Source organism: Collinsella aerofaciens, assembly GCF_040926405.1.
Classification (GTDB): domain Bacteria; phylum Actinomycetota; class Coriobacteriia; order Coriobacteriales; family Coriobacteriaceae; genus Collinsella.
Map to the genome: position 1 here is coordinate 45,440 of NZ_JBCOIG010000011.1, position 24,306 is coordinate 69,745.

At 57.7% G+C, this 24,306-nt stretch carries 22 protein-coding genes and 5 tRNA genes; 15 read left to right on the forward strand and 12 right to left on the reverse strand.

From position 1 onward, the window contains the following. Window positions 1–3: 3 nt before the first annotated feature. Window positions 4–681 carry an NYN domain-containing protein gene (locus tag AB5758_RS05505; protein WP_006234978.1) on the forward strand — a complete coding sequence of 226 codons (678 nt, stop codon included), beginning with the start codon at window positions 4–6 and terminating at the stop codon, window positions 679–681. A gap of 27 nt (window positions 682–708) precedes the next feature. Here AB5758_RS05505 and AB5758_RS05510 read toward each other — a convergent pair whose 3' ends face one another. After that, entirely contained in the window at window positions 709–2,049 is a 1,341-nt protein-coding gene (locus AB5758_RS05510; RefSeq protein WP_346964766.1) for a DNA-binding protein, read from the reverse strand. 161 nt (window positions 2,050–2,210) lie between these two features. Between AB5758_RS05510 and AB5758_RS05515 the strand changes: the two genes are divergently transcribed. Beyond that, window positions 2,211–2,285: transfer RNA gene (locus tag AB5758_RS05515), tRNA-Thr, on the forward strand. 533 nt (window positions 2,286–2,818) lie between these two features. Here the strand turns inward: AB5758_RS05515 and AB5758_RS05520 are convergent. Both AB5758_RS05520 and AB5758_RS05525 read right to left on the reverse strand, forming a co-directional pair. After that, entirely contained in the window at window positions 2,819–4,219 is a 1,401-nt protein-coding gene (locus AB5758_RS05520) for a PTS transporter subunit EIIC (protein ID WP_368141384.1), read from the reverse strand. Window positions 4,220–4,228: 9 nt separating this feature from the next. Then, window positions 4,229–5,647: a glycoside hydrolase family 1 protein gene (locus tag AB5758_RS05525; RefSeq protein ID WP_195625132.1), complete on the reverse strand. Its 1,419-nt coding sequence runs from the start codon at window positions 5,645–5,647 to the stop codon at window positions 4,229–4,231. Between the two features lie 151 nt (window positions 5,648–5,798). Between AB5758_RS05525 and AB5758_RS05530 the strand changes: the two genes are divergently transcribed. The 11 genes from AB5758_RS05530 to rplA all read left to right on the forward strand — a co-directional run bounded on the left by AB5758_RS05530 (window position 5,799) and on the right by rplA (window position 11,430). Continuing rightward, complete coding sequence (locus AB5758_RS05530; RefSeq protein ID WP_195625133.1) at window positions 5,799–6,632, forward strand: MurR/RpiR family transcriptional regulator; 834 nt, start codon at window positions 5,799–5,801, stop codon at window positions 6,630–6,632. Between the two features lie 416 nt (window positions 6,633–7,048). After that, window positions 7,049–7,130, forward strand: a tRNA-Tyr gene (locus tag AB5758_RS05535). A gap of 10 nt (window positions 7,131–7,140) precedes the next feature. Beyond that, window positions 7,141–7,216 (forward strand) — tRNA-Thr (locus AB5758_RS05540). Window positions 7,217–7,219: 3 nt separating this feature from the next. Further along, a tRNA-Met gene (locus tag AB5758_RS05545) sits at window positions 7,220–7,296 on the forward strand. Between the two features lie 96 nt (window positions 7,297–7,392). After that, window positions 7,393–8,583: an elongation factor Tu gene (gene tuf, locus AB5758_RS05550; protein WP_035137538.1), complete on the forward strand. Its 1,191-nt coding sequence runs from the start codon at window positions 7,393–7,395 to the stop codon at window positions 8,581–8,583. Between the two features lie 279 nt (window positions 8,584–8,862). Then, a complete protein-coding gene (rpmG, locus tag AB5758_RS05555; RefSeq protein ID WP_102372646.1) occupies window positions 8,863–9,012 on the forward strand; it encodes a 50S ribosomal protein L33 in 150 nt (49 codons plus the stop codon). Window positions 9,013–9,025: 13 nt separating this feature from the next. Beyond that, window positions 9,026–9,101: transfer RNA gene (locus AB5758_RS05560), tRNA-Trp, on the forward strand. Window positions 9,102–9,177: 76 nt separating this feature from the next. Continuing rightward, a complete protein-coding gene (secE, locus tag AB5758_RS05565; RefSeq protein ID WP_117583102.1) occupies window positions 9,178–9,516 on the forward strand; it encodes a preprotein translocase subunit SecE in 339 nt (112 codons plus the stop codon). Window positions 9,517–9,519: 3 nt separating this feature from the next. Next, window positions 9,520–10,056 (forward strand): transcription termination/antitermination protein NusG, encoded by a 537-nt coding sequence (nusG, locus tag AB5758_RS05570; protein WP_099432095.1) that lies wholly within the window; start codon window positions 9,520–9,522, stop codon window positions 10,054–10,056. A 120-nt stretch (window positions 10,057–10,176) separates the two neighbouring features. Continuing rightward, window positions 10,177–10,605 carry a 50S ribosomal protein L11 gene (gene rplK, locus AB5758_RS05575; protein WP_022093893.1) on the forward strand — a complete coding sequence of 143 codons (429 nt, stop codon included), beginning with the start codon at window positions 10,177–10,179 and terminating at the stop codon, window positions 10,603–10,605. Window positions 10,606–10,722: 117 nt separating this feature from the next. Then, window positions 10,723–11,430 carry a 50S ribosomal protein L1 gene (rplA, locus tag AB5758_RS05580; protein ID WP_346964764.1) on the forward strand — a complete coding sequence of 236 codons (708 nt, stop codon included), beginning with the start codon at window positions 10,723–10,725 and terminating at the stop codon, window positions 11,428–11,430. A 125-nt stretch (window positions 11,431–11,555) separates the two neighbouring features. On the opposite strand, the gene AB5758_RS05585 is transcribed toward rplA, so the two are convergent. The 9 genes from AB5758_RS05585 to AB5758_RS05625 form a co-directional block, all read right to left on the reverse strand. Next, complete coding sequence (locus AB5758_RS05585; RefSeq protein ID WP_346964763.1) at window positions 11,556–12,266, reverse strand: metallophosphoesterase family protein; 711 nt, start codon at window positions 12,264–12,266, stop codon at window positions 11,556–11,558. Beyond that, window positions 12,263–14,179: a BMP family ABC transporter substrate-binding protein gene (locus AB5758_RS05590; protein ID WP_346964762.1), complete on the reverse strand. Its 1,917-nt coding sequence runs from the start codon at window positions 14,177–14,179 to the stop codon at window positions 12,263–12,265. The genes AB5758_RS05585 and AB5758_RS05590 overlap by 4 nt, the downstream gene beginning before the upstream one ends. A 163-nt stretch (window positions 14,180–14,342) precedes the next feature. Then, the gene (locus AB5758_RS05595; protein WP_346964761.1) at window positions 14,343–15,110 is read right to left on the reverse strand and encodes a mechanosensitive ion channel family protein; all 768 of its coding nucleotides are present in this window, start codon (window positions 15,108–15,110) and stop codon (window positions 14,343–14,345) included. 335 nt (window positions 15,111–15,445) lie between these two features. Further along, complete coding sequence (locus AB5758_RS05600; RefSeq protein ID WP_368141391.1) at window positions 15,446–16,240, reverse strand: ABC transporter ATP-binding protein; 795 nt, start codon at window positions 16,238–16,240, stop codon at window positions 15,446–15,448. Beyond that, window positions 16,233–17,156: an ABC transporter permease gene (locus tag AB5758_RS05605; protein WP_117802925.1), complete on the reverse strand. Its 924-nt coding sequence runs from the start codon at window positions 17,154–17,156 to the stop codon at window positions 16,233–16,235. The genes AB5758_RS05600 and AB5758_RS05605 overlap by 8 nt, the downstream gene beginning before the upstream one ends. Before the next feature lie 204 nt (window positions 17,157–17,360). Then, window positions 17,361–18,341, reverse strand: a complete 981-nt coding sequence (locus AB5758_RS05610) for an ABC transporter substrate-binding protein (protein WP_368141386.1) — start codon at window positions 18,339–18,341, stop codon at window positions 17,361–17,363. Window positions 18,342–18,502: 161 nt separating this feature from the next. Then, window positions 18,503–19,285 carry a WYL domain-containing protein gene (locus AB5758_RS05615; RefSeq protein WP_368141387.1) on the reverse strand — a complete coding sequence of 261 codons (783 nt, stop codon included), beginning with the start codon at window positions 19,283–19,285 and terminating at the stop codon, window positions 18,503–18,505. 257 nt (window positions 19,286–19,542) lie between these two features. After that, window positions 19,543–20,982, reverse strand: coding sequence for an asparagine--tRNA ligase (gene asnS / locus AB5758_RS05620; RefSeq protein ID WP_368141388.1), 1,440 nt, complete (start codon window positions 20,980–20,982; stop codon window positions 19,543–19,545). A gap of 181 nt (window positions 20,983–21,163) precedes the next feature. After that, window positions 21,164–21,754 (reverse strand): PTS sugar transporter subunit IIA, encoded by a 591-nt coding sequence (locus AB5758_RS05625; RefSeq protein ID WP_368155427.1) that lies wholly within the window; start codon window positions 21,752–21,754, stop codon window positions 21,164–21,166. A 217-nt stretch (window positions 21,755–21,971) separates the two neighbouring features. On the opposite strand from AB5758_RS05625, the gene AB5758_RS05630 reads away from it, so the two are divergent. Both AB5758_RS05630 and AB5758_RS05635 read left to right on the forward strand, forming a co-directional pair. Beyond that, window positions 21,972–22,871: an alpha/beta hydrolase gene (locus AB5758_RS05630; RefSeq protein ID WP_161160737.1), complete on the forward strand. Its 900-nt coding sequence runs from the start codon at window positions 21,972–21,974 to the stop codon at window positions 22,869–22,871. Window positions 22,872–23,342: 471 nt separating this feature from the next. After that, on the forward strand, window positions 23,343–24,306 hold a 964-nt coding region (locus AB5758_RS05635; RefSeq protein WP_368155428.1), incomplete at its 3' end, for a FeoB small GTPase domain-containing protein.

The following is a 24,306-nucleotide window of genomic DNA, read 5'->3' on the forward strand; positions in this document are numbered from 1 at the left end:
CGCATGTCCAAGAAGAACCGTGCCAAGTCCAAGGCCAAGCGCTTTGGCGAAGGCTCGGCCAAGCCGATTGTTTCGGCCGCGACCTATGGCGTGGGCGGCAATGCGTTTGCACAGGCTATCGCCGACCCAGTCTCGACGGTGCATTCCAATAAGCCCGAGCTGCTGGTGGTCGACGGCTACAACGTGATCCACTGCACGCCGCGCTACGAAAAGCTCGTCTACGACCATTCCGACGATCCGTATTCCAGCGACGTCCACGATATGGCGCGCACCGCACTCATCAACGATGTTGCGGCGTTTGCCCAGGGCCGCTACGAGGCCGTGATCGTGTTCGACGGCGCGGGCAATATCTCCAGCGAGCGCCCCAACCTGCCGGCCCGCGGCGTGCGCATCGAGTTTTCGCCGACGGGCGTCTCTGCCGATACCGTGGTGCAGAAGCTCTGCATCGAGGCACGCGAGGAGGGCCGCGCGTGCTCCGTGGTATCGAGTGACGGCACAATCCAGGCCGTCGTCATGGGCAAGGGCGTCACGCGCATCTCGAGCCGCATGCTGGTGGACGAGATCAAACAGATCGATAACGACGTTCACGAAGCCGAGGAAGCCCCGCAGATCAAGATGACCCTGGGCAGCCGCCTGAGCCCCGATGCCCTGGCCAAGCTCAAGGCCCTTCGCGGGAGGTAGGGAAGTTGGCGGGGCAATGCTGCCTCGCTAACTCCATTCAGCGATGTCGATCATTCTTTCGAGGCGCCACGTTAGCGCCTCTTTTAGATAAGGCAGTCTCGCTGCTAGGGCATCGTTTTTAGACAGAATCTCGATCGCCTCGTCGACAAAGCCCTCGAGTTTGTCGCCGTCAAACCAGCCCATGTCCTCGACGAGCAACATTTGTTTGGCGGGACTTGAATGAAATTGTGCGCTGGTAAAACTGTGCTCTCCCGCCCTAAGCTCCTCTAGTGATATGTTGCACCAGAGTGATGAGCCCGAATCGAAGATGGGGGCTGGTCTGCAGGCCAGTGAGTTGACGTTTCGCACGAGGCCGAAGTTGCGCCAATGACGGTCGTAGTTGGCAATGATGTCATCGCATACGATCATGCGGTCAAGGGCGTCTTTTATATCTGTCGCTCCAAGCTCCTCGCTGTTTGCTACATACCGTTCGTAATCGGTTAGTCGCTCGTCTGCATTTGCATGCTGGTTTACATAGAACGCAGGGACATATTCTTCTTCGTCAGTTAAGAAGACATTGCATGTGCTCAAGGCGGAAGTACCCGCGCCTTCGAGCGAATAGGGTACATAATCGCAACCGTTTAGGATGCGACGGTGAAGTGCAGTCGCCACCAGCTCGTTATAAGGTTCCTGGTTTAGATGTGCACCTGCCTTGTGGAGGATTCGACGGTCACCCTCGCATGTCCAGTACTTTTGAAGATTGCCGTCCGAGGTGTTGTCAGGCTTTGCGGCAGCTGCCTTACCCTCCGGGGCGAAGGGTGCAATGGTTAGCGAGACGTCGTCAAAAGCATTATTGAAGAAATTGATATCTTCCCACGCGAGACCGGAGTCTTGGGGCCTAATCCAATACTGGTCGGATAAGGAGAGGCCAAGATTTCGCTGTACGAGTTCATCGGGAACATCGACTGCGGCTTCTGCAAGCAGGGAGGCTAGCCCAATGCGTGCGAGCGGGATACCGCGGCCGCGCCACCAGATGCGGAAGGAGTCGAGCGATACAGGTTTGCTGGGAGCAAAAACTCCAATAGGGGCGTGGGCACGATCGACGTCGGCGCCGATGTGGGTGAAGTCTTTCCGTGATCTGCTGTAGACCAGCTGGGCCACTTCGTGCGTGCGGTTCATGAGGGTAAACGTAATCTCGCTTTTTCCATGGCCTCGACGGGGGCGTCCCCCCGTTTTGGTCACGGAGCGGAGTCGTGCGTTGACGCTGTCTTTGTCGATGAGCCATACACCAGAAGCCTTGCGTGCCTCAAGTGCTCCGTTTTTTATGAGCTCTTGCACCCTGCGCGGGGTGATGTCGAGTAGCTCTGCAGCTTCCTTCGTGGTCAACATCGCGAAACCCTTCGCCAGAACGAATAGTTTTATCTATTCCATTGTAATTAAAACTATTCGTTCTGACGAATAGTTTTAAGATGTGGTCGGTCAAAGGGTCTGTTGCGCCTCGTCCGCAATTCCTTTATTCTTATCTGGCTTCGCGCGAAAGTGCCAAGTGTGCCAGTGTGGCGCAACGGTAGCGCAACTGATTTGTAATCAGTGGGTTGCAGGTTCGATTCCTGTCACTGGCTCCATGAGAGTTTCGGGCTCTGTTCCCTTGTGGGACAGGGCCCGTTTCTATTTAGGTGGTGCGCCATCGGGTTAGCGCCCATTCCGTTTTTGGTTTGTCTCGTCCTCCAGTTTGTCTAAATCTGTAACACCAAGACCGATATTTGGCATCTAACTGTTACAGATTGAGATAAAACTTAGGGTGTTTCAGGAATATCTTGATCTGTAACATGTAGAAGCGGAATAGGCCTCTTGCTGTTACAGATCGAGACAAGGGCGGGTGCGGACCTGGACGTCCTGCTCGAGCGTGGATTTCTGGACACGCGAGAGAAGAAAATCTGCCGGCCGGAGAACGAGCGTGGATAATTAACTTGGATAGGGAGCTAAGGTAAACACCGATTGTCTATCGAAGGCTTCAGAAACAACGACCCCGATTTCATTGTGGAATCGGGGTCGTTTGTGCCTCAGGAATCCGAATGGATTAATCGAGCCCCTAAGGGACTTCTTGGGTTCTTGCTAACGGTCTGCCGAGGATGTCCCCAATGCAAACAGCGGGCATTTACTCAATATAGTTAGGATTCTTCTTGATAATCACGCGTGCAGCGATGAACGAGACGACGATGGCGATGACGGCGACAACGCACGCCAGTACGAAGTTGCCCATGGATCCATCGGGAGCGATAAAGATCAGCGCAGAAAGAAGACCGGGGCATGCTCCCGCAACATACTCCTTCAGGACGAAGATACCTGCAGGGAGTCCCGCGCAGAGGGCGCCGATTGCCGTGCCGACAAGCAGGCGGGGACGCTCGATGAGGCAGCCGTAAAATGCGGGCTCAGTTACGCCGCAAAGTGCGGTGACGGCAACCGTGGTGACCATACCTCTCTTCTCCTTGTTGCCTTTCATTGCAGTTGCCAAGGCGAGACTCGTGCCGCCAATGCAGAGGTTTGAGATGAAGCCAAAGATGATGGGCGCCCAGCCGAGCTGCGCCAAGCTCGTAACTTCGATCGCGATGTAGGCCTTATCAAGACCGAGCATGACAAAAAAGGGGTTAAGGGCTGCAAGGATTGGAGTAGCGATAAATGCCACGTTATCCATGAGCCACGTGGCGGCATCACTCAGCGCGTAGCCCATCATGCTGCCGGCGGGGCCGAGGATAATCAGCTCAACAGGCACGACGATGAACATGGTGAGCAGCGGCTTCAAGAACAGTTTGGTAATGTCGGGGATGATTTTCTGAAGACCGCGATCAACAAAGTACATGAACACAACGCCCAGTACGATTGGCACCACCGTGCTCGAGTAGTCATTCGTCGGGATGGGGATGCCAAGAAAGTCGAGACCCTCAGCACCGCTAATAGACGAGCTAATCATGATTGCGCCCAGCAGTGCGCCCATGATAGGCTGCATCTTCATGACGGCGGCGAGCTGATAGCCGAGGTAAACGGGCAGGAAGCTAAATGAGGCGCTGAAGATCGCCAGCAGAACCTGGGCGGTTCCGCTATCGGTGCTCAATCCACAATAATTGACCAGGAGATTCTTGATCGAAAGAATGAGTCCGCCAACGATGAGCGCCGGGACGATGGGCATGAATACCTGTGCGGAGACATTTCCGAATTTCTCAACTAGGCTCATGGCAGTGTTGCCGCTTTTGATACCCTCTGCAAGATCCTTGGCGGTTTGGGCATCGTCGGCAACCGCGCCTCCGCCGACTTCGATTCCCGCGAAGTCGAGGAAGTCGTTGTAAGCCTCGGTGACGTTGGGGCCGATGATCACCTGAAGCTGGCCACCGCTGACTACTGCCCCGAGCGCCTGGTCGGCCGATTTGGCGAGCTGGAGATCGATGATCGAGGTGTCTCGTGCGTCGATGCGAAGGCGCGTCGCACAATGAGTTACCGATGTAATGTTCTCTTTGCCGCCAACAGCCTTTAGGACTGTTTCGGACATTGCCTGATATTTCATCTCTTTCTCCTAACCTTCCTGCTCCTGATACTTCGAGATAAGGTCTCGGTACCAATACCAGCTCTTTTTGGGGGTGCGCTCCAGATTGTTCTCGAAGTCGATATGGACAAGTCCGTATCGTTTTTCGTAGCCGTTGATCCAGCTATACAGATCCATCGTCGACCAAAGGTAGTAGCCCTCAACGCGTGCGCCGTCGCGCTTAGCCCTCATCATGTGCTCGATGAACTGGCCCAGAAGCTCGATGCGGTCATCATCGTGGATCATTCCGTCTGCGTCTGGTTGCTCATAGGCGCCATGTCCGTTTTCCGTAATAAAGATGCGGGGCGCGTCATAGCGCTCATGGACATCCATGATGGTTGAATACATGCAACTTGGGAGTATTTCGCGGCCCCATTTATTGCGGGGAACATTGCTGTCGCGGGCGCTTTCAAACAAGGGTGCAATGCATTTTCCTTCGACCTTTTTGCTCGAACCGCCCTTATTGTTCGCCGAAACGGCAAGCTCTCCACCGTGCCAGTCGGTTACATACTCTCGGCAATACACGTTGAGTCCAATAAAATCGACTTTACCGTCTCTGAATTCTTCTACGTCATTTGGGGATCGATAGAGCGAGACGCCAAGTTTTTCAAGGATTTCGTCCATTTCTGGCGGCAGTTGACCCTGAAGTGCTGGTGCCAGAATCATGCGATTGGCGAAAAAGTCTGCGTATCGAAATACGTCATCGGGGTGCTCGGTTGCCGGGTCGAGTTCGACAACGCCGCCATCGTGGACGGCGCCGATGATGCCGTCGTAGCCCATTTGACGATATGCTCGGACTGCGAGTGCGCTTGCGCGCATCAGGTTGTACTGAAACTGCATGTACGACTGAACGTCGAGCGATCGATTGGGGGGATAGTTGCCCAACATGTTTACGCAGTAGCTGTAGAAATGCGGCTCGTTAACGGTAGCCCAGATTTTGACGCGGTCTCCAAAGCGCTCAAAGCAAATCTTGGCGTATTTGCAGAACCACTCTGCCATGTCGTTGTTCAGCCATCCGCCTTTGCAAGCAAGCGTGAATGGCAGATCGTAATGGAACAGCGTAACGTTGGGCTCTATGCCATTTTCGAGGCAGCAATCAATGACCCGATTATAAAAATCGATACCCTTTTCATTCACTTCGCCGATACCCGTGGGGATGATTCGACTCCATGAAAGAGAGAAGCGATAGGTGTTTTGTCCGCCTTCTTTCATCATGCGGATATCTTCTTCATAGCGATGGTAGAAGTCGCAAGATACATCACCGTCAACATGGTTGATGTTCTTATTGCTTGTGTGGTTAAAGAAATCCCACTCGCCGAGGCCTTTGCCGTCTTCGTTCCAGGCACCCTCGCACTGATAAGACGCCGTGGCGGAACCCCAGAGAAACGGCATGTTGTTCACGTTGCCCATGAATCCCCTTTCCATCATTCAACACGGTGGATACGTGTGACGGAATTACGATTAAGATGACGTCAACTGATTTGAATCATAGGAGAACGACCAAAGCTGTTTGATTCAATAAATGAACCATAATATCGAGGAGAGCGGAAAGAGAGATCACGTGAATATCAATGACTTCGATGTGCTCAATCGCATTAGCTCCATCATCAACAGCGAGTTTGGGTCAAACGATGCCGCCATCGCTCGATATCTCATCGCTCACATTAGGCGTTCGAGCGAAATCAATGTTGCCGCAATAACCCGCGATGCATTCGTGACCCGTTCCGCTGTTCGTCGTTTCTGCAATCGATTGGGCTACCAGTCTCTTAGCGATTTGAAAGAATCATTTACTCAATCAGTCTTTCCAAGCGACTTAAGCCATCGAGAGGAGGAATTTGGCTACGAGGAGTACAGGGCAGAGCTCGACGTTCGCATGATCGAGATGTTCGCTGAGGTTGAAAGCGGCGTGTCCGATATCGCTATTAAGCACCTTGCCGACGAAATTGATGGCCATAAAAACGTTGAAATCTGGTGCACCAATAATGTGAGCGCCAATCTCGTACGATTTCAGCAGGAAATGTTTTATGCGGGCAAGATAGTTCGCATAGTTGCTGGGGCTAACGTCGCGGAATTGAAAAACATGGGAGACGCTTCGCAGTCATTGATAATTCTCGTATCGGTCTCCGGGCTATTTGCGTCACAGGCGCGAGAGTATCTTGATTGCCGTTCGGGCAGGAAGATTCTAATTACTGCGTTTAGCAACGATGACAAATCGAGGTCTTTTGACCGTGTATATCGTCTTGGCAATGCGGGAAACGGAATTGACCGACTCGGCGTTTATTCGAAATACGCCATGACCTATTTCTTCGACTTGCTATCGTCGTGTTACTTGAGCCGCTACCCCTGCACCAAGGGGGAGCCGCTCTATGGGTCTACTTTGGTCTGGCCCGAGTAGTAGCGGCTCTATAGTTCTCCCGTCTGGAGAATGAGAGTGGATAATCTCCAACTTTGGGCTTAGAGCCGCGCTAAAAGCGGGAGATTATCCACGCTTGAACGTGCCGTGGAAGCACGATCGCGACCTATGTAATAGTGCAAGGTAATAGTGCAAGAGGGTCGTTATCAAAGGTCGGTGCAGCAGATGTACTCCACTATGCCAAAGTGTTCCCTCGGGAAATGTCACCGCTACATGCAAATCCACCGTCCTCTATATCCAAACTCAGCAAAACAGCAGGTCAAAGGTATATAGATACGCCCGGCACCGTGTATATAGAGGTTTTCGTTGACAGCCCCCAAGGTTGCATCGTATTATCTTTTTCGTTCGCGGGGGCGGCGGTCCAAAAGACCAAAGAACCTGCGGATACTTGAACGATTGGGAGTTTGCCCGAGTGGTTAATGGGGACGGGCTGTAAACCCGTTGGCTCTGCCTACATAGGTTCGAATCCTATAGCTCCCACCCGTCAAGTGCCTGTATAGCTCAGTCGGTAGAGCACTTCGTTGGTAACGAAGAGGTCACCAGTTCAAGTCTGGTTGCAGGCTCCATCCGGCGGTGTAGCTCAGTTGGTTAGAGCACACGGTTCATACCCGTGGCGTCACTGGTTCGAATCCAGTCACCGCTACCATAGGTAACACGGTGGCTTCTCAATAGTATGTTGAGAGGCCACTATGGTATAAAGGCAAAGTCCCGTCCGGGGACGACCTGTTAAGAGGAGGGCTTTATGGCCAAAGAGAAGTTTGAGCGCACTAAGCCGCATGTTAACATCGGCACCATTGGTCACGTCGACCACGGCAAGACCACGCTGACCGCCGCCATCACCAAGGTTCTCTCCGAGACCGAGGGCTGCAAGGCTGACTTCACTGCGTTCGAGAACATCGACAAGGCTCCCGAGGAGCGCGAGCGCGGCATCACGATTTCCGTCTCCCACGTTGAGTACGAGACTGCTGCCCGTCACTACGCTCACGTTGACTGCCCGGGCCACGCTGACTACGTCAAGAACATGATTTCCGGTGCTGCTCAGATGGACGGCGCTATCCTGGTCATCGCTGCTACCGACGGCCCCATGGCTCAGACCCGCGAGCACATCCTGCTCGCCCGTCAGGTCGGCGTTCCCTACATCGTCGTCTTCCTGAACAAGTGCGACATGGTCGACGATGACGAGCTCATCGACCTCGTCGAGATGGAGACCCGTGAGCTCCTCTCCGAGTACGATTTCCCCGGCGACGACATCCCCGTCATCCGTGGTTCTGCTCTGGGCGCTCTCGAGGGTGACGCCAAGTGGATGGACGCCATTCGCGAGCTCATGAAGGCCGTCGACGAGTACATCCCGACGCCTGCTCGTAACAACGACCTCCCGTTCCTGATGGCCGTTGAGGACGTTATGACCATCTCCGGTCGTGGTACCGTTGCTACCGGCCGTGTCGAGCGCGGTGAGCTCAAGCTCAACGAGCCCGTCGAGATCGTCGGCATCAAGGATACCCAGAACACTGTCGTTACCGGTATCGAGATGTTCCGTAAGTCCATGGACTTCTGCGAGGCTGGCGACAACGTCGGTCTGCTGCTCCGCGGCATCAAGCGCGAGGACATCGAGCGCGGCCAGGTTCTCTGCAAGCCCGGTTCGGTTACCCCGCACACCAAGTTCACCGGCGAGATCTACGTTCTGACCAAGGAGGAGGGCGGCCGTCACACCCCGTTCTTCGATGGTTATCGTCCTCAGTTCTACTTCCGTACCACCGACGTTACCGGTACGGTCAAGCTCCCCGAGGGCACCGAGATGGCTATGCCTGGTGACCACATCACCATCGAGGGCGACCTCATTCACCCGATCGCCATGGAGGAGGGCCTGCGCTTTGCTATCCGCGAGGGTGGCCACACCGTCGGTTCGGGCATCGTCTCCACGATTATTGAGTAAATTAGCTCTTTGATATAGCTGACTTAGAGAGAACCCGGCACTTATAGGGTGCCGGGTTCTTTTCTACGCGGGACTTATTCCCCGCCGATTACGCTTCGCTCGCCCTTAAGCCGAGCGTGATGGATCGATTAGATCTCGCTGGCTTCATTGATGTGTTCCAAATATGAATGGATCCAGCGAGAACCAATTGATTCGAGGTTTTCATTGACAGCACTTACATAGAGCTGATAAAGTACCATCTCGTGCCCGTACGGGGCGGATATGAAAGGTTCAGGATACATGCGTACTCTAGTTACTCTTGCGTGCACTGAGTGCAAGCGCCGCAACTATACGACCACCAAGAACAAGGCGAACATGCCTGATCGTATGGAGATCAAGAAGTATTGCCCCTGGTGCCGTCACCACACGCTGCACAAAGAGACTCGCTAGTCTCTAGTCACATACGCCAGTAGTTCAATTGGTAGAGCATCGGTCTCCAAAACCGAGTGTTGAGGGTTCGAGTCCTTCCTGGCGTGCCAGTCATTATTCCGTAAGCTCCCAATTGGGGGCTTACGGTTTACTCATGTATAAGCGCATTGCGCGGAGGTAACCCAAATGGCCAACAAGAAGAACAAGAAGAAGGCTCAGCAGCCGGCACCTGCCAACAACGCTGCCGCCAACTCCAAGGTTGAGGCCAAGAAGGCCGTTGCCAAGAAGAACGAGAAGGCTGCGAAGTCCAAGAAGAACGAGAAGCCTGGTTTCTTCGCCCGCACCAAGAAGTATTTCGCTTCGGTCAAGTCCGAGATGAAGCGTGTCACGTGGCCCGATAAGAAGGAGCTCGTGAACTACTCGGTCGTCGTTTGCGCTTCTCTGATCGTCGTCGGCGTCGTCATCGCTCTGCTCGATGCTGGCTTTGGCGAGGCTCTTGCTCTGTTCTCTGGATTGAGGGGCTAAACCATGTCTAAGCGTTGGTACGTCGTTCACACTTACTCTGGATACGAGAACCGCGTTAAGTCCGATCTCGAGCATCGCATCGAGACTATGGGCATGCAGGACCGTATCTTTGATATCGAGATTCCTATGGAGCGCGTCACCGAGATTAAAGAGGGTGGCAAGCGTGAGACCAAGGATTCGAAGATCTTCCCGGGTTATGTCCTGGTCCGCATGGAGATGGATGACGATGCATGGACGTGTGTTCGCAACACGCCCGGCGTCACCGGTTTCCTGGGCGGCAACGGCAAGCCCGCTCCGCTTTCCCGCGACGAGTACAATAAGATGACTCGTCGTCCCGGTAAGGGCGATTCGCCCAAGCGCACCTCGGTTGATATTGAGGTCGGCACGTCCGTCCGCGTCACCGATGGCCCGCTTACCGACTTTGATGGCAAGGTCTCCGAGGTTAACACCGAGGCAGGCAAGCTCAAGGTCACGCTGATGATCTTTGGCCGCGAGACGCCGGTAGAGCTCGACTTTAACCAGGTCGCTGTCATCGCTTAAGTTTTCGTCCGTTCGCGCGAGCGTGCTTCTTCTGTGACTGCTCATCTCAGGAGTGCTTCTAACACGTGCGTGCTTACGATATAGCAAGTACTTCACACTCGTGATTCGAAAGGAATGACCATGGCTGAGAAGAAGGTTGCCAACGTCATTAAGCTCCAGATTCCTGCTGGTGCAGCTAACCCCGCTCCTCCCGTCGGCCCCGCCCTGGGCGCTGCTGGTGTGAACATCATGCAGTTCTGCCAGGCCTTTAACGCCGAGACGCAGGACAAGAAGGGCGACATCATCCCCGTTGAGATTTCTGTCTACGAGGACAAGTCCTTCTCCTTCATCACCAAGACCCCGCCGGCGGCTCACCTCATCAAGAAGGAGCTGAACCTCAAGTCTGGTTCCGCTAAGCCCCAGGCCGACAAGGTCGGTCAGCTCTCCCAGGAGCAGCTCACCAAGATCGCCGAGATCAAGATGCCGGACCTCAATGCCAACGACATTGACGCCGCCAAGAAGATCATCGCCGGTACCGCCCGCTCCATGGGCGTCACCATCGCTGAGTAGCGATTTCTTTAGGTAATGACGGGTGCTCCAACCGGGGCGCCCGTTAAATGTGTGCAATAGGGCACACGATACGATGTGGGAGGGCTCACGCCCGTTTAACCACAGGAGGTAATGCACATGGCTAAGCATGGTAAGAGCTATAACGCCGCTGCCGAGAAGATCGACCGCGCCACGCTCTACACCCCCCTTCAGGCTGCCAAGCTCATCAAGGAGCTCGACACCGCCAAGTTCGACGAGACCGTCGAGGCCCACTTCCGTCTGGGCGTCGATACTCGTAAGGCTGACCAGAACATTCGTGGTTCCATCTCCCTGCCCCACGGCACCGGCAAGACCATTCGTGTTGCCGTCTTCGCCGAGGGCGAGAAGGCTCGCGAGGCCGAGGCTGCCGGCGCCGACATCATCGGTTCCGACGAGCTCGTCGCCCAGATTCAGAAGGGCGAGATCAACTTCGACGCCGCTATCGCTACGCCGAACATGATGGCCAAGGTTGGCCGCATCGGTAAGATCCTTGGTCCCCGTGGCCTCATGCCGAACCCCAAGCTCGGCACCGTGACCATGGACGTCGCCAAGATGGTCTCCGAGCTCAAGGCCGGCCGCGTTGAGTATCGCGCCGACCGCTACGGCATCTGCCACGTGCCCCTGGGCAAGAAGTCCTTCTCCGAGAAGCAGCTCGTCGAGAACTACGCCGCCCTGTACACCGAGATCCTGCGCGTCAAGCCCTCTTCTGCTAAGGGCAAGTACGTCAAGTCCATCTCCGTGTCTTCCACCATGGGCCCTGGCGTCAAGGTCGATCCCGCTATCCAGCGTGACTTCCTGGCTGAGTAACTAACAGTTACTGCCTGAGCAAAGCAAGCATTGCTAAAGAAACCCGGTTCTGTCTCGTGCAGGACCGGGTTTCTTGCTATCGCGTCAAAACTGCCTCAAAGGGGGCAGTGACCCCTTTGAGGCAGTTACCAGGGTGTTCTGGCGGTTGAGGACTCGATGGCCTCGTGGCGCTTGAGCTCGCGGCGCATGGTTTGTGAGTTGAGCCAGGCTGCCTGCCAGCCACGGATGGGGTAGCGCGTCTGGTCGAGCTCAAACTGCGTATATCCGCTGGCGTTGATGATCATTGCCCCGCATGCATGTTGACGCTCACGCTGAAAGTCGCGACCATAGCATTGGTGCACATGCCCGTGCACCATGTAGTCGGGATTCCAGGATTCGAGCGCTGTGTTAAAGCATTCAAATCCTCGATGTGGCAGATCATCCAGATCGCCCATGCCGGCGGCGGGCGCATGGGTCAGCAGGATGTCGCAGCCGCCGACCATCCTCACTTTGCGTGACAGCTTGCGCACGCGCTTGGCCATCTCGCGCTCGGTGTACATGTTGGCGCCATCTCGGTAGCGCATGGAGCCGCCAAGACCCGCAATGCGGACGCCGCGATACACGTAAACGGAGTCTTCGACACAGATACAGCCGCCTGGTGCATGACGCGCGTAGCGATCATCGTGATTGCCGCGAACGTAGATGAGCGGTTTGTTGATGACGGTGACCAAGAACTCAAGATAATCCGGGTCCAGATCGCCAGCGGACAAAATCAGGTCGACACCCTCAAAGCGTTCCTTGCGAAAGCGCTCCCATAGGCATCGTTCTTCGGTATCGGCTATGGCAAGGATTTTCATAGGGCGTGGACCTTCGGCTCATCGTTGGGCTGCGGAATGGTGCCCACCACGTTGTCGGCCAACCAGTCCATCTCGACGATTTGAGTGCTCGGCAGTGGGGGAAAGCCCTCGATCTGCACCACGCCGTCTTGGCTATGGAGTTCGCCGCCAAATGGATTGATGGAGCCCTCGACGATGCCATTGCGGAGTAGCTGAACAAGCTTGCGCGTCTGATAGGGCAGGCCCGGAGCGTAGCGAATATCGATAACGCCCGAGCTCATGCCATACCAGTAGTTGACGGCGCGGACCCGGCTGTCGTCACTGGTCTCGTCCCAGGTGCCATGCAGCAGACTTCGCACGATAAGCTCGTAATATCGGCCCCAGTTCCACACCGGCATGGCAATGCCGGCAACCTTGCCATCGATCAGGCGGTGAAGTCCGTAGGCCGTGGGATCTTCGAGCGACTTTGACATGTCGGCGCCGGTCATGACGCTCACGCCTTCGCGGCACATGGCCTCGGCAAGGCCACCGGCAGGCACATCGCCCCAGGTCAGGATAATTTGCGCACGGGGGTCGAGCAGCGAGGCGCCAATCGCAAAGGCGTTGATTTCGCTGAGTGCGCCCGAGGCAAAGACCGACGCGTGGTAACCGATGCGGTGGTTGTCCGCCATGCTGGCGGCAAGGGCGCCCAGGAGGAACTTGGCCTCGTACATCTTGCCAAAGTACGAACGGACGCTTTGATGGGGAAGACCGATAGAGCAGTTGAGGAACCGAACCCGGGGATACTCAACGGCAGCCCTGAGCGTGTATTCCATCAGGCGGTGCGAGGTCGAGAAGATGACGTTTGCTCCATGTTTGACAGCCGTTTCCACGGCGGCGTAGAACGCGTCCGGATCATGGCAGTCCTCGAACGCCTCGGTGCGCACGATACCGCCAAAGTGCTCATCGAGATACTGACGCCCTTGGTCGTGCAGGCTGTCCCAGCTCGACGTCGCACAGGGGAACTCATGGATAAAGGCGATGCGCAGGGGATTGGCTGCCGAATAGACGGTCTTGCCCATAAAGAAGTTGAGCACGCCGGAGGTGGACTTGGCGGGCGACTCCTCCTCATCGACGCTCGGCGCCTCGACAAGGTTGACCTTGTCCTCGTCGCTTTTGCCGGCAATGACCAGCTCGCGCCAAATCTTGCACAGGCGGTTTACGACGATATCGGTCGGTGTGTCCAGTAGGCGGTCCTGGTTGTATACGTTGAGGTATACGAGCATGGCGTCGGCAGGCGTAATGTCCAGGTGGTCGCCGCCCGCGCGAAGGTAGGCGCGCTTAAAGAGTAAGAAGGTGTGGTGCAGGTACTCGACCTTTTTCTGCGGCCATTTTTCGATAAGGTTCTGACCGAGCATCTTCGCGAGCGTCTCGTAGCTTCCCTCGCGCGAGAACTCGATCTCGTATAGGGGGCAGACGCGCCAAAACGCGCAGAACTCGCCGTACAGGCGGCTTTCGACGGAATCCCATGTGCCGGGATAGAGACGGGTGACCCTAGCCGAAACCGTTGGAGCGTCCAGGAATTTGAGGACACTGACGCGCTTGTTGCCCTCTTGGACGTAAAACCGATGCATAAATTCGGTGACGATGATGGGGTCGCGATAGCCCTCGGTTACCTGGATGTCGTAGAGGTTGGACCACTTGCGGGCGAACTCGGTGCTAAACGGCAGCAAGGGCATAAAGTTGCATGAAAAGGCGGACTGACGGCCCTTAGTAACCGTACCGACGACCATTTCGAGTGGAATGTCCCTCAGGCCGACGTTTTCTCGCTGACCTAAGGGGAGCTGGGCGACCAAGCTATCGAGGTCCGTGAGGTACGGATGCGCGCTTTGACTAATGGCGCGTCGACGTCCTTGTTCGCCGCGCTTGCGTGCTTGACGATAGGCCTCTTCCATAGTTTTGCTCCCTTAGTCGTTTAAACAACTATATGAATCATGCTACCATCGTCTCGGCCGCTCGAAAAGGGGCAGCTCGTAAAGGGCGGCTGGGCCATTAAGAAATAACCGCTCATTTGCCCAGATAAAACCTGCCAAAATAAACCTGTCCCTATTTGGTAGGTTAGGCGATGATGGGGGCGATGGCGCGGATGCAGGCGTCGGCAGCGGTGAAAGTGGTGCTGTCGTCGCTGACGATAAAGATGATCTTGCCCTTAATGCCAAAGTCGCCGATCTCGCTAAAGAGCACATAGGGCTCCTTGTCAAAGCCCGAGATGGGAAGCACGGCGGCCTTGGTGGCGCTGGTCAGCTCGTCTGCTAGTGCATCGAGCGACGCCCATTTGGAGGGGTCTTTCACCGCGACGGGGACGGCCACGCGCCCAAAGGGCATCAGATGCACGAGCGTGTTTTTGGAGATGTTGGAGTTGGGGACGATGATGGTCTGTCCGCAGGCATCTTCGATGGTCGTGTGGCGCCAAGTGATGTCCTGGACCACGCCCGACACGCCGCCGACCTCGATATTGTCGCCGGGCTTGATAATGCCCATAAAGGTCACCTGCATGCCGCCGATAAGGTTTGACAGCGTATCCTGAAAGCCCAGCGAGATGGCGATGCCGCCGACGCCAAGAGCGGCGACGAGCGCGTTTGCGTTAATGCCAAAACAGTTGTCGAGGATAAAGCTGCCGCCGATCATCCAGATGACGGCGCGCGCGATGTTGATGAAGATACTCGATGCCGGAAGCGGGTTATCGTCTCGGTTAAGCAGATGGTGCAGGGTCTTGGATGCAACCTTGGCGGCGACGGCGGTGCCTATCGCCAAGATGACGGCCCAGATGATGTTGTGGACCCACCGTTGCTCAAAAAAATGAAGAATCGGCTCAAACAATTCCATGTAGGGAAAACCTCCTAATGATCATTCAACCATGATACCCACCAAAAAGCCCGTCCGATCACATCGGACGGGCCGATAACTTGAGATGGGGCGGTCGCGGTGGCGTAAGCTGGGGCGCCGGCGAGCACGCCGGTAAGGAGTGCGGCGGTCAAGCAAGACGGGGAAGAGGTCTTCTCATGGCAGTTTCCTTAGTTCTTAACCAGTGGTCCCTGCTGACGCTGGATTATCGACATAATATGCGAAAACCGCCGCAAAGGTGTCTGTCCCTTTGCGGCGGTTTTGACGTTTGCGCAAATAAAACCTGCCAAAATAAACCTGTCCCTTTTTGGCAGGTTTTAGCTCAGCAGCATGCGGTCGTTGGCGAGCTCGCCGCCCGAGACCTCCTCGAACTTCTGCAGTAGGTCGGCGACGGTGAGCGACTTTTTCTCGTCGCCTGCCACATTGTAGATCACGTGGCCCTCGTGCATCATGATCAGACGGTTGCCCAGACGGATGGCGTCGTTCATGTTGTGTGTGACCATGAGTGTGGTCAAGTGGTTCTCGTCGACGATCTCCTCGGTCAGGTTGAGTACCTTCGATGCCGTCTTGGGGTCGAGGGCCGCCGTGTGCTCGTCGAGCAGCAGCAGGCGCGGCTTGGTGAGCGTGGCCATGAGCAAGGTGAGTGCCTGGCGCTGGCCGCCCGAGAGCAGACCGACCTTGGCGTTGAGGCGCGTGTCCAGACCGAGGTCCAGGCGCTTGAGCAGTTCAACGTACTCGTCCTTCTCGGCCTTGGTGACGCCCCACGAAAGACCGCGACGCTGGCCGCGGCGCTTGGCGAGGGCCAAGTTCTCGGCAATCTGCATGTCGGCTGCGGTGCCGCGCATGGGGTCCTGGAACACGCGGCCCAGGTACTTGGCGCGCTGCGACTCGCTCAGACGCGAGATGTCGGTGCCGTCGAGCTCGATAACGCCCGAATCGAGCGGATATACGCCGGCGATCATGTTGAGCAGCGTGGACTTGCCGGCGCCGTTACCGCCGATCACGGTTACAAAGTCGCCATCATTGAGGGTAAGGTCGACGCCGGTGAGCGCGCGCTTCTCGGTGACGGTGCCTTTGTTAAAGGTTTTCTTGACGTGCGAGAGCTTAAGCATCTGCCTCATCCCCCTTCGTGTAGGAGCTGCGGAGCTTATAGCGCTCCCAAACCACGGGCACGCACAGGGCCACGGCGACAATCACGGCGGAGAGCAGCTTCATGTCGTTGGCGTCCATGCCCAACTGCAGCACGATGGCGCGGATAAGGAAGTACACCACGGAGCCAAAGACGGCGGAGGCAAGACGGACGCTAAACTGCGTGAGACCGCCGGGCAGCAGGCGGCCGAGCACCTCGCCGATAACAATGGCGGCAAGACCGATAACGATGGCGCCGGTGCCCATGCCAATGTCGGCGTACTTCTGGCTCTGGCAGATGAGCGCGCCCGAAAGGCCGATGAGGGCGTTGGAGAGCACGAGGGCGATCATCTTGGTGGAGTTGGTGTTGACGCCCAGAGCGCGAATCATGTATTCGTTGTTGCCGGTGGCGCGCAGTGCCGAGCCGATCTCGGTGCCAAAGAACCAATACAGGATGGCGACGATAGCCACAGCGAGCAAGATGCCCAGGATGATGGCGACGGTGGACTGCGGCAGGCCCGTCATGTTGCTAACAGACGAGAAGATGGTGCCCTTGGCAAGGATGGGCGTATTGGATTTGCCCATGATGCGCAGGTTGATGGACCACAGGCTGATCTGGGTGAGGATTCCGGCGAGGATCGCGGGAATCTCAAAGACGGTGGTCAAAATGCCCGTGACGGCGCCCGCGATGGCGCCGGCGCACATACCGGCCAGCACGGCGAGCAACGGATCGACGTTGTTATTGACGATGAGCACGGCGCAGACGCAGCCGCCGAGGGCAAAGCTGCCGTCGCAGGTCATATCGGGAATGTCGAGCAGGCGGAACGTGATAAACACGCCAAGCACCATAATGCCCCAGAGGACGCCCTGCGAAACGGCGCCCTGCAATGCAATAAGCATGCTTTATACCTCCTAGGATAGGGTGGACACGTGAGTCACCATGATAGCGGTAACAATGCATAAAAGAGCTGCGGCCGGATGTTTTGTCTCATCCGTAACAAGCAGGGCGAACGCCGGTCTTTGGCGTTCGCCCCTGTGGCTCACATATTGAATAACACGGCAACGGCACGAGTGCGTGCCCTAGACGCGCTGCCGCGCATGGCGTTACTCGTCCAGAGCGGAAAGATCGATGCCCAGAGCCTCGGCCATCTCGTCGTTCTTGACGACGACCAGGTCCTTGCTCGAGAGATGCTTGATCGGCATATCCTCGGGCTTGGCCTCGCCCTTCAAAATCTTGACGGCCATCTCGCCCGCGGCGTAGCCCAGATCCTCGTAGTTGATGGAGAGGGTGAACAGGCCGCCAGCCATGCACATACCCTCCTCGCCGGTCACGTAGGGAAGCTTGTTCTCCTTGCAGATCTGGCCCACCTGCGAGGCGCCCGCGGCGATGGTGTTATCGGTGGGGGAGTACAGCGCGTCGACCTTGCCCACGGCAGATTCGACGACGGACTGGATCTCGTTGGAGCTCGAGACGGTGTAATCGGTGTAGTCCAGGCCCAGCTTGTCGAGTTCCTTCTTGGCGGCCTTGATCTGGACGTCGGAGTTGGACTCGGCGGTGCAGTAGAGCAGGCCGATCTTCTTTATGTCGGGCAGGACCTTCTGCATCATCTCGAGCTGCTCGGCGACCGGGGTGAGGTCGGAGGCGCCAGTGACGTTGGTGCCGGGCTTATCGTTGTCCTGGACCAGGCCCGAGGCGGCGTAGTCGGTGATGGCGCAGCCCACGATGGGGATATCGGCGGTGGCGCCAGCGGCGGCCTGCGCGGCGGGCGTAGCGATGGCATAGATCAGATCGACGCCATCGCCCACGAACTTGTCGGCGATGGACTTACACGTGGACTGGTCGTTCTGGGCGTTCTTTTGATCAATCTTGACCTTGAGACCGCTCTTCTTGATAGCCTTGACAAAGCCGTCGTTGGCGGCGTCGAGTGCGGAGTGCTCGGTGAGCTGCAGAACGCCGACGGTGTAGTCGGAACCGGCGGCAGCAGAGCCGGAACCAGAGTTGCCGCCGCATCCGGCGAGCGGAGCGAGCGCGAGCAGGCCAGCAGAGACCAGAAGGCTCCTGCGGCTGATGGTGATGTCCTTCATATCGTTACCCCCCAGTATAGAAATGGCTGGAAACACTGCACTCAAACAAAGTGCAAGTGGAACTATAGTAGCGCGGATGTCCATTTTTACAATAACTTGGCGGGTTTTTTAATACAGAACCGGATGGGCGGTACGGGTAGTTGAATGGACGGCGGAGGTTCTTATGCGGCGGAGGCGTCCTCCTCGTCTAGCGCAGCAAAGAGTTTCTTGCCGTCGAGCAAGCGCGTGCTGACGTTTTTCATGCGGCTGACCTCAACGGTGCGCAGGGTGTCGTCGGCGCCTCGGGTGTCGTAGACCGTTCCCAGCAGATACGAGACGCCATCGCGTTGCCTGATGGCAAAGGGCCGGACCGTCATCCGCACCACCTCGGTTTCGCCGCGTGCCGTGACGCTCGAAATATCAAAGCTCACCGTGGTTCCGTGGTCGATGGCCTGCTCGATGAGCTCGCAGGTGTCGATGCGCTTGACGGGCGTGCGCGTGGCCTTGGTGGATTTGCTGCCGGCACTTGGAGCAGGCTCGGGTGCATCGAGGTAACCGCGAACGTCGGCACTCGCCATGGCGACCAAGTGCTGAGCCATGCTTTTTCGAATGGCGATGGGCGTGGAGCGGTTGCGCATGACCATGCCGTGGAGCCGGATGATTTCCTCGTCGGTGAGCGGACGGGTCAAGAGCCGATACCCCACGCCGCGCTTGTACTCAATTTCGTATCCGGCATGGCGAAGTGCGGAGATGGCGGTGTAGATGCTTCGCCGCGCCGCCGAGATGGGCATGCGGGCGGGGTCGTCGGGATGGGCGAGGCGCCGGATCAACTCATCGGAAAGCATGGCCTTGTCCTCGCCGGTGTTTTCGCTTAATAGCTGCAGGATGCGAACGGCGCGATAGGCTGCCATCGAGGCAGCGCCTCTGGTCGTGGTCTCGTAAGTTTCAACAGCGGTTTCGGTCATGGCGCCCACGTCCTTTCCGTTTTGGGTGGCGACGGTATGGAGCCTAGGACGTGGAGCTTTCCCAGGGGCGCAGGGCACTCTGGGCGGTCAGTAGCCGTCGGCAAACGGCGGTTCGAGTTTTCAACAGCCCTGCTCAACTGACCAAAAACTTGCCAAAAGCTTGACGGATGCTGTTGAAAAAAGCGTCTCTCGACCGATGTCGAGAGACGCTTGTGCGATGAGCGTGGCGTGTGGCGACGCGAGCTAGCGTCCGACGATTAGAAGTCGGCGTTGCCCACGGTGCGCGGGTGCGGCAGGACGTCGCGGATGTTGCCCACGCCGGTCAGATACATGACCAAGCGCTCGAAGCCCAGGCCGTAGCCGGCGTGCTTGCAGGAGCCGTAGCGGCGCAGGTCAAGGTAGTACTTGTACTGCTCGGGGTTCATGCCCAGCTCGTGGATGCGGCGCTCCAGCACGTCAAGGCGCTCCTCGCGCTGCGAGCCGCCGATGATCTCGCCGATGCCCGGGACGAGGCAGTCCGCGGCGGCCACGGTCTTGCCGTCATCGTTCATGCGCATGTAGAAGGCCTTGATCTGGGCCGGGTAGTCGGTCACGAACGTCGGGCGCTTGAAGTGCTCCTCGGTGAGGAAGCGCTCGTGCTCGGTCTGCAGGTCGATGCCCCAGCTCACGGGGTAGTCGAACTTGTGGCCGTCTGCCACGGCCTTCTCGAGGATCTTTACGGCCTCGGTGTAGGAGACGCGGGCGAAGTCGCTCGTGGCAACGTGGTGCAGGCGGTCGAGCAGGCCCTTGTCCACGAACTTGTTGAGCATGGCCAGCTCGTCGGGGCACTTCTCCATCACGGTGGTGAGCACGTACTTGAGCATGGCCTCGGCGTTGTCCATGTAGTCGTTGAGGTCGGCGAAGGCCATCTCGGGCTCGATCATCCAGAACTCGGCGGCGTGGCGCGTCGTGTTGGAGTTCTCGGCGCGGAAGGTGGGGCCAAACGTGTAGACGTCACCGAAGGCCATGGCGAAGTTCTCGGCGTTGAGCTGGCCGGAGACCGTGAGGCTCGCATGCTTGCCGAAGAAGTCCTGGCTCCAGTCCACGTCGCCGGCAGTGAGGGCGCCACCGCTCTTCTCGGCGGCCTCGGCGCTCACGAGCGGCGGGTTCTTGGGGTCGAGCGTGGTGACGCGGAACATCTCGCCGGCACCCTCGCAGTCGCTCGTGGTGATGAGTGGCGTGTTGACGTAGACGAAGTCGCGCTCCTGGAAGAAGCTGTGGATGGCGGCGGCAGCCACGGAGCGGATGCGGAACACGGCGCGGAACAGGTTCGTGCGCGGGCGCAGGTGCTGCTGCGTGCGCAGGAACTCGACCGTGGCGCGCTTCTTCTGCAGCGGGTAGTCGGCGGCGCAGGTGCCCTCGACCGTGATGGTCTGGGCCGTGAGCTCGAAGGGCTGCTGGGCGTCGGGCGTGAGCTTGAGCGTGCCGGTGCACACGAGCGCGTTATAGCCCGAGAGGTGCGAGATCTCGTCATAGTTGGCGAGCGCCTCGCGGTTCATGACGACCTGAAGGTCCTTGAAGCAGCTGCCGTCGTTGAGCGTGACGAAGCCAAAGTTCTTCATGTCGCGGACGGACTTGGTCCAGCCGGCGACGGTGACAGTCTGGCCGCCGAGCGACTCGGCATCGGCGTAGAGCTGCGCGATTTTGGTGCGGTTCACGTATCCTCCCATAACGGTTGAATGATAGTTATCCATACAGTTCGATATTCTAGCAGCTCGGCTCATTTGGGCTATACAGATAAGGCATTGGCGGGATGGTTTTTCAAACGAAAAGCGCCCGCGGCCAAATGGTCGCGGGCGCTTGACGAGGTGCCTTTTGGCTGTGTGGCGCGGGGCCTGGCTACTTGGTCTTGGCAACCAGCAGCGGGTCGCCAAGCTTGACGAGCGGGTTGCCGCCGATAAGCGTTCCAGACTCGCCGACATGGTCGATGCTCTTAAGACGATCGAGCTCGGAGACGATGACGGTCACGATGTCCTCGTGACCGGCGGCCTTGATGGCCTCGCGGTCGAAGCTGATGAGCGGCTGGCCTGCCTTGACCACATCGCCCATCTCGACAAAGCGGGCAAAACCCTTGCCGTTCATTTCCACGGTGCCCAGGCCGACATGGATGAACACGCGCAGGCCGTCTTCGGTAATCATGCCGATGGAGTGGTTGGTGACGGTGGTGGCACCGATGCGGCCGTTGGCGGGCGCATAGATGGTGCTGGTAATGGGCTCGATGCCATAGCCCTGGCCAAGCATGCCCGAGGCGATCGTCTCGTCAGGGACCTCGTCCAGGTTGACGAGCACGCCGTTGACGGGGGCATAGATGACGCCTTCGCGGGTGGCGAAGCTTGCTGCGGGCGGAACGGACGCCTCGCCCGTCGAGGTGAAGGTGGACTTAAACGAATCGAGCAGACCCATAGTTGCCTCCAACTTAAATAGGCGCATATCGCGCGCTTGGTTTGCCGGAAACGTTTCATATATGTTTCGCGGCTTGGTCAACGCCCCCTATTTTACGCTGCTCAGCGATACCTCTGAACTGGGATTATGTGATATATCAGTTGAAGGGAAACTTATTGCCGGAGTGTTTCTGCGCCACGGGTTCAAGTGGGGTACGCTTGAAGGCAAAAAACAAGGGCGCTTAATTTGCGCGAAGGGAGCACATATGATTGTCGAGAACCATGCGCTGTGGGGCGAGGAGCCGACCGAGGAATATCCGGCGACCTTTACGTATTTGGGTGCCGAGCCGCTGCCCGATAAACCGAATGGCCGCCGCCCTGCCGTGATTATCTGCGGCGGAGGTGCGTTTACGCATATCGCTCCGCATGAGCAGGATCCCGTGGCGTTTGCGTTTTTGGATCACGGTTACCAGGCCTTTGTGCTCAACTATGTCACGAGTTCTACGGGTGACGTGAGCTTTCCGCACCCCCAGGCAGATCTTGCCAAGATGGTCGCCACGGTGCGCGCCAACGCCGACGAGTGGCATGTCGATCCTAAGCGCGTGTGCGTCGTGGGCTTTTCTGCTGGCGGCATGATTTGCGCCTCGCTGGCAACACAGTGGAAGACCGGCCCCTTTGCGGCACTTGCCGGGGCGCGTCCGGACGACATTCGTCCCGATGCCGTGGTGCTGGGCTATCCATTGCTCGACTTTGCCTATGTGCGCGACATGCAGACGCGCGATCCGCGCATTGACTTGCGTGTGCCCAAGACGGGCGGCAAGACGGGGCGCGATTTGCTCAACGACTACCTGTCGATGGTGACGGGCGGCGAGGCAACTGACGAGCATCTGGCCGACATCTGCCCCACCACGCATGTTTCGCGTCAGATGCCACCGACCTTTGTGTGGGGCGTGTCCGACGACAAGACGGCGCCGATCGCGCAGGTCTACCCGTTTGCGCAGCGCATGGCCGAGGAGGGCGTTGCATGCGAGATGCACGTCTTCGACCAGGGTGGTCACGGCCTTTCGCTCGGCAACGCCAACACCGCGGTCGACAACGAGGACAAGCAGGTGGCGGTCCGCCCTTGGATTCGCCTAGCCTTCCGCTTCCTGGAGCGCCATCTGTAAGAGGACGGGCATCCCAGCCCTTCAATAACTTGCGGTGAAATAGTTCCTATCTGGGGCATCAACCAGTCCATCCAGGAACTATTCCACCGCAACTTCGTTTTTGATGTCCCGTTCGGAAACTGCATCCCAGTCCCCCCTTCAAGGTGGGACGCAGTTTCCCATAGGGCCTCGACTGGGAAAGTGCGTCCCGTTTCGAGTGGGGATTCCGGGATGCATTTTCCGTAAGAGGCCTGTTTGGGAAAACATATCCCGTTTCGAGCCAGAATTCTGGGATGTAGTTTCCCCGAGAGGCCTCATCGGGAAACTATGGCCCTGAACTCTCCTGCCTGTCCCCATTGCGCCAATTTGCTGATTGAACATCGTTGTGTGTTCGCGCTATCATGCATGGTTAAATTGGTTAGCCGTGGCAAACGGTTAGCCAAGGTGAACATAAATGCAACGCCCTGTGGGCGCCGGGGGAGGAACACGGACGTGAAGCTCGATACGCTCGAGATTGGAAAGGACGCCGTTGTCGCATCGGTGGCATCGGACGACCAGGCACTCCGACAGCATATTTTGGACATGGGCCTAACGCCGGGCACCGAAGTCACCATGATGAAGTACGCCCCCATGGGCGACCCGCTCGAGATTCGCCTGCGTGGCTACGAGTTGACGCTGCGCAAGGATGATGCCGCACGCATTGAGCTCGTGGATGTGCACGACACCGATACCGGTCCGCGCGCCAACGCCGCAATCGGAACGACGGAGCATCCGGCACTCGGCGAGGGGATGTATTCGCCCCGTGCGGCAAAAACGGCCGTGCCCGAGGGCGCACCGCTGCATTTTGCCCTCGCCGGCAACCAAAACTGCGGTAAGACCACGCTGTTCAACCAGCTTACGGGCTCCAACCAGCACGTCGGTAACTTTCCTGGCGTGACGGTCGACCGCAAGGACGGCACCATCCGTAACCATCCCGAGGCAAGCGTTACCGATCTGCCCGGCATTTACTCCCTGTCGCCGTACACGGGCGAAGAGATCGTCAGCCGCCAATTCATCTTGGACGAAAACCCCGACGCCATCATCGACATCATCGACGCCACCAACATCGAACGTAACCTGTACCTGACGCTGCAGCTTATGGAGCTCGACCGCCCCATGGTCATCGCGCTCAACATGATGGACGAGGTGACGGCCAACGGCGGCGCCGTGGACGTCAATCTGCTCGAGAGCCTGTTGGGCGTGCCTGTTGTTCCCATTAGCGCTGCCCGCAACGAGGGTATCGGCGAGCTGGTGGATCATGCCTTGCACGTGGCGCGGTTCCGCGAGCGCCCCGGTCGCCTGGACTTCTGTGCGCCCGATGGATCGGACGGCGGCGCACTGCATCGCTGCATCCACGGCATTGCCAACCTGATCGAGGACCATGCCGTGACGGCGCACATCCCGGTGCGCTTTGCGG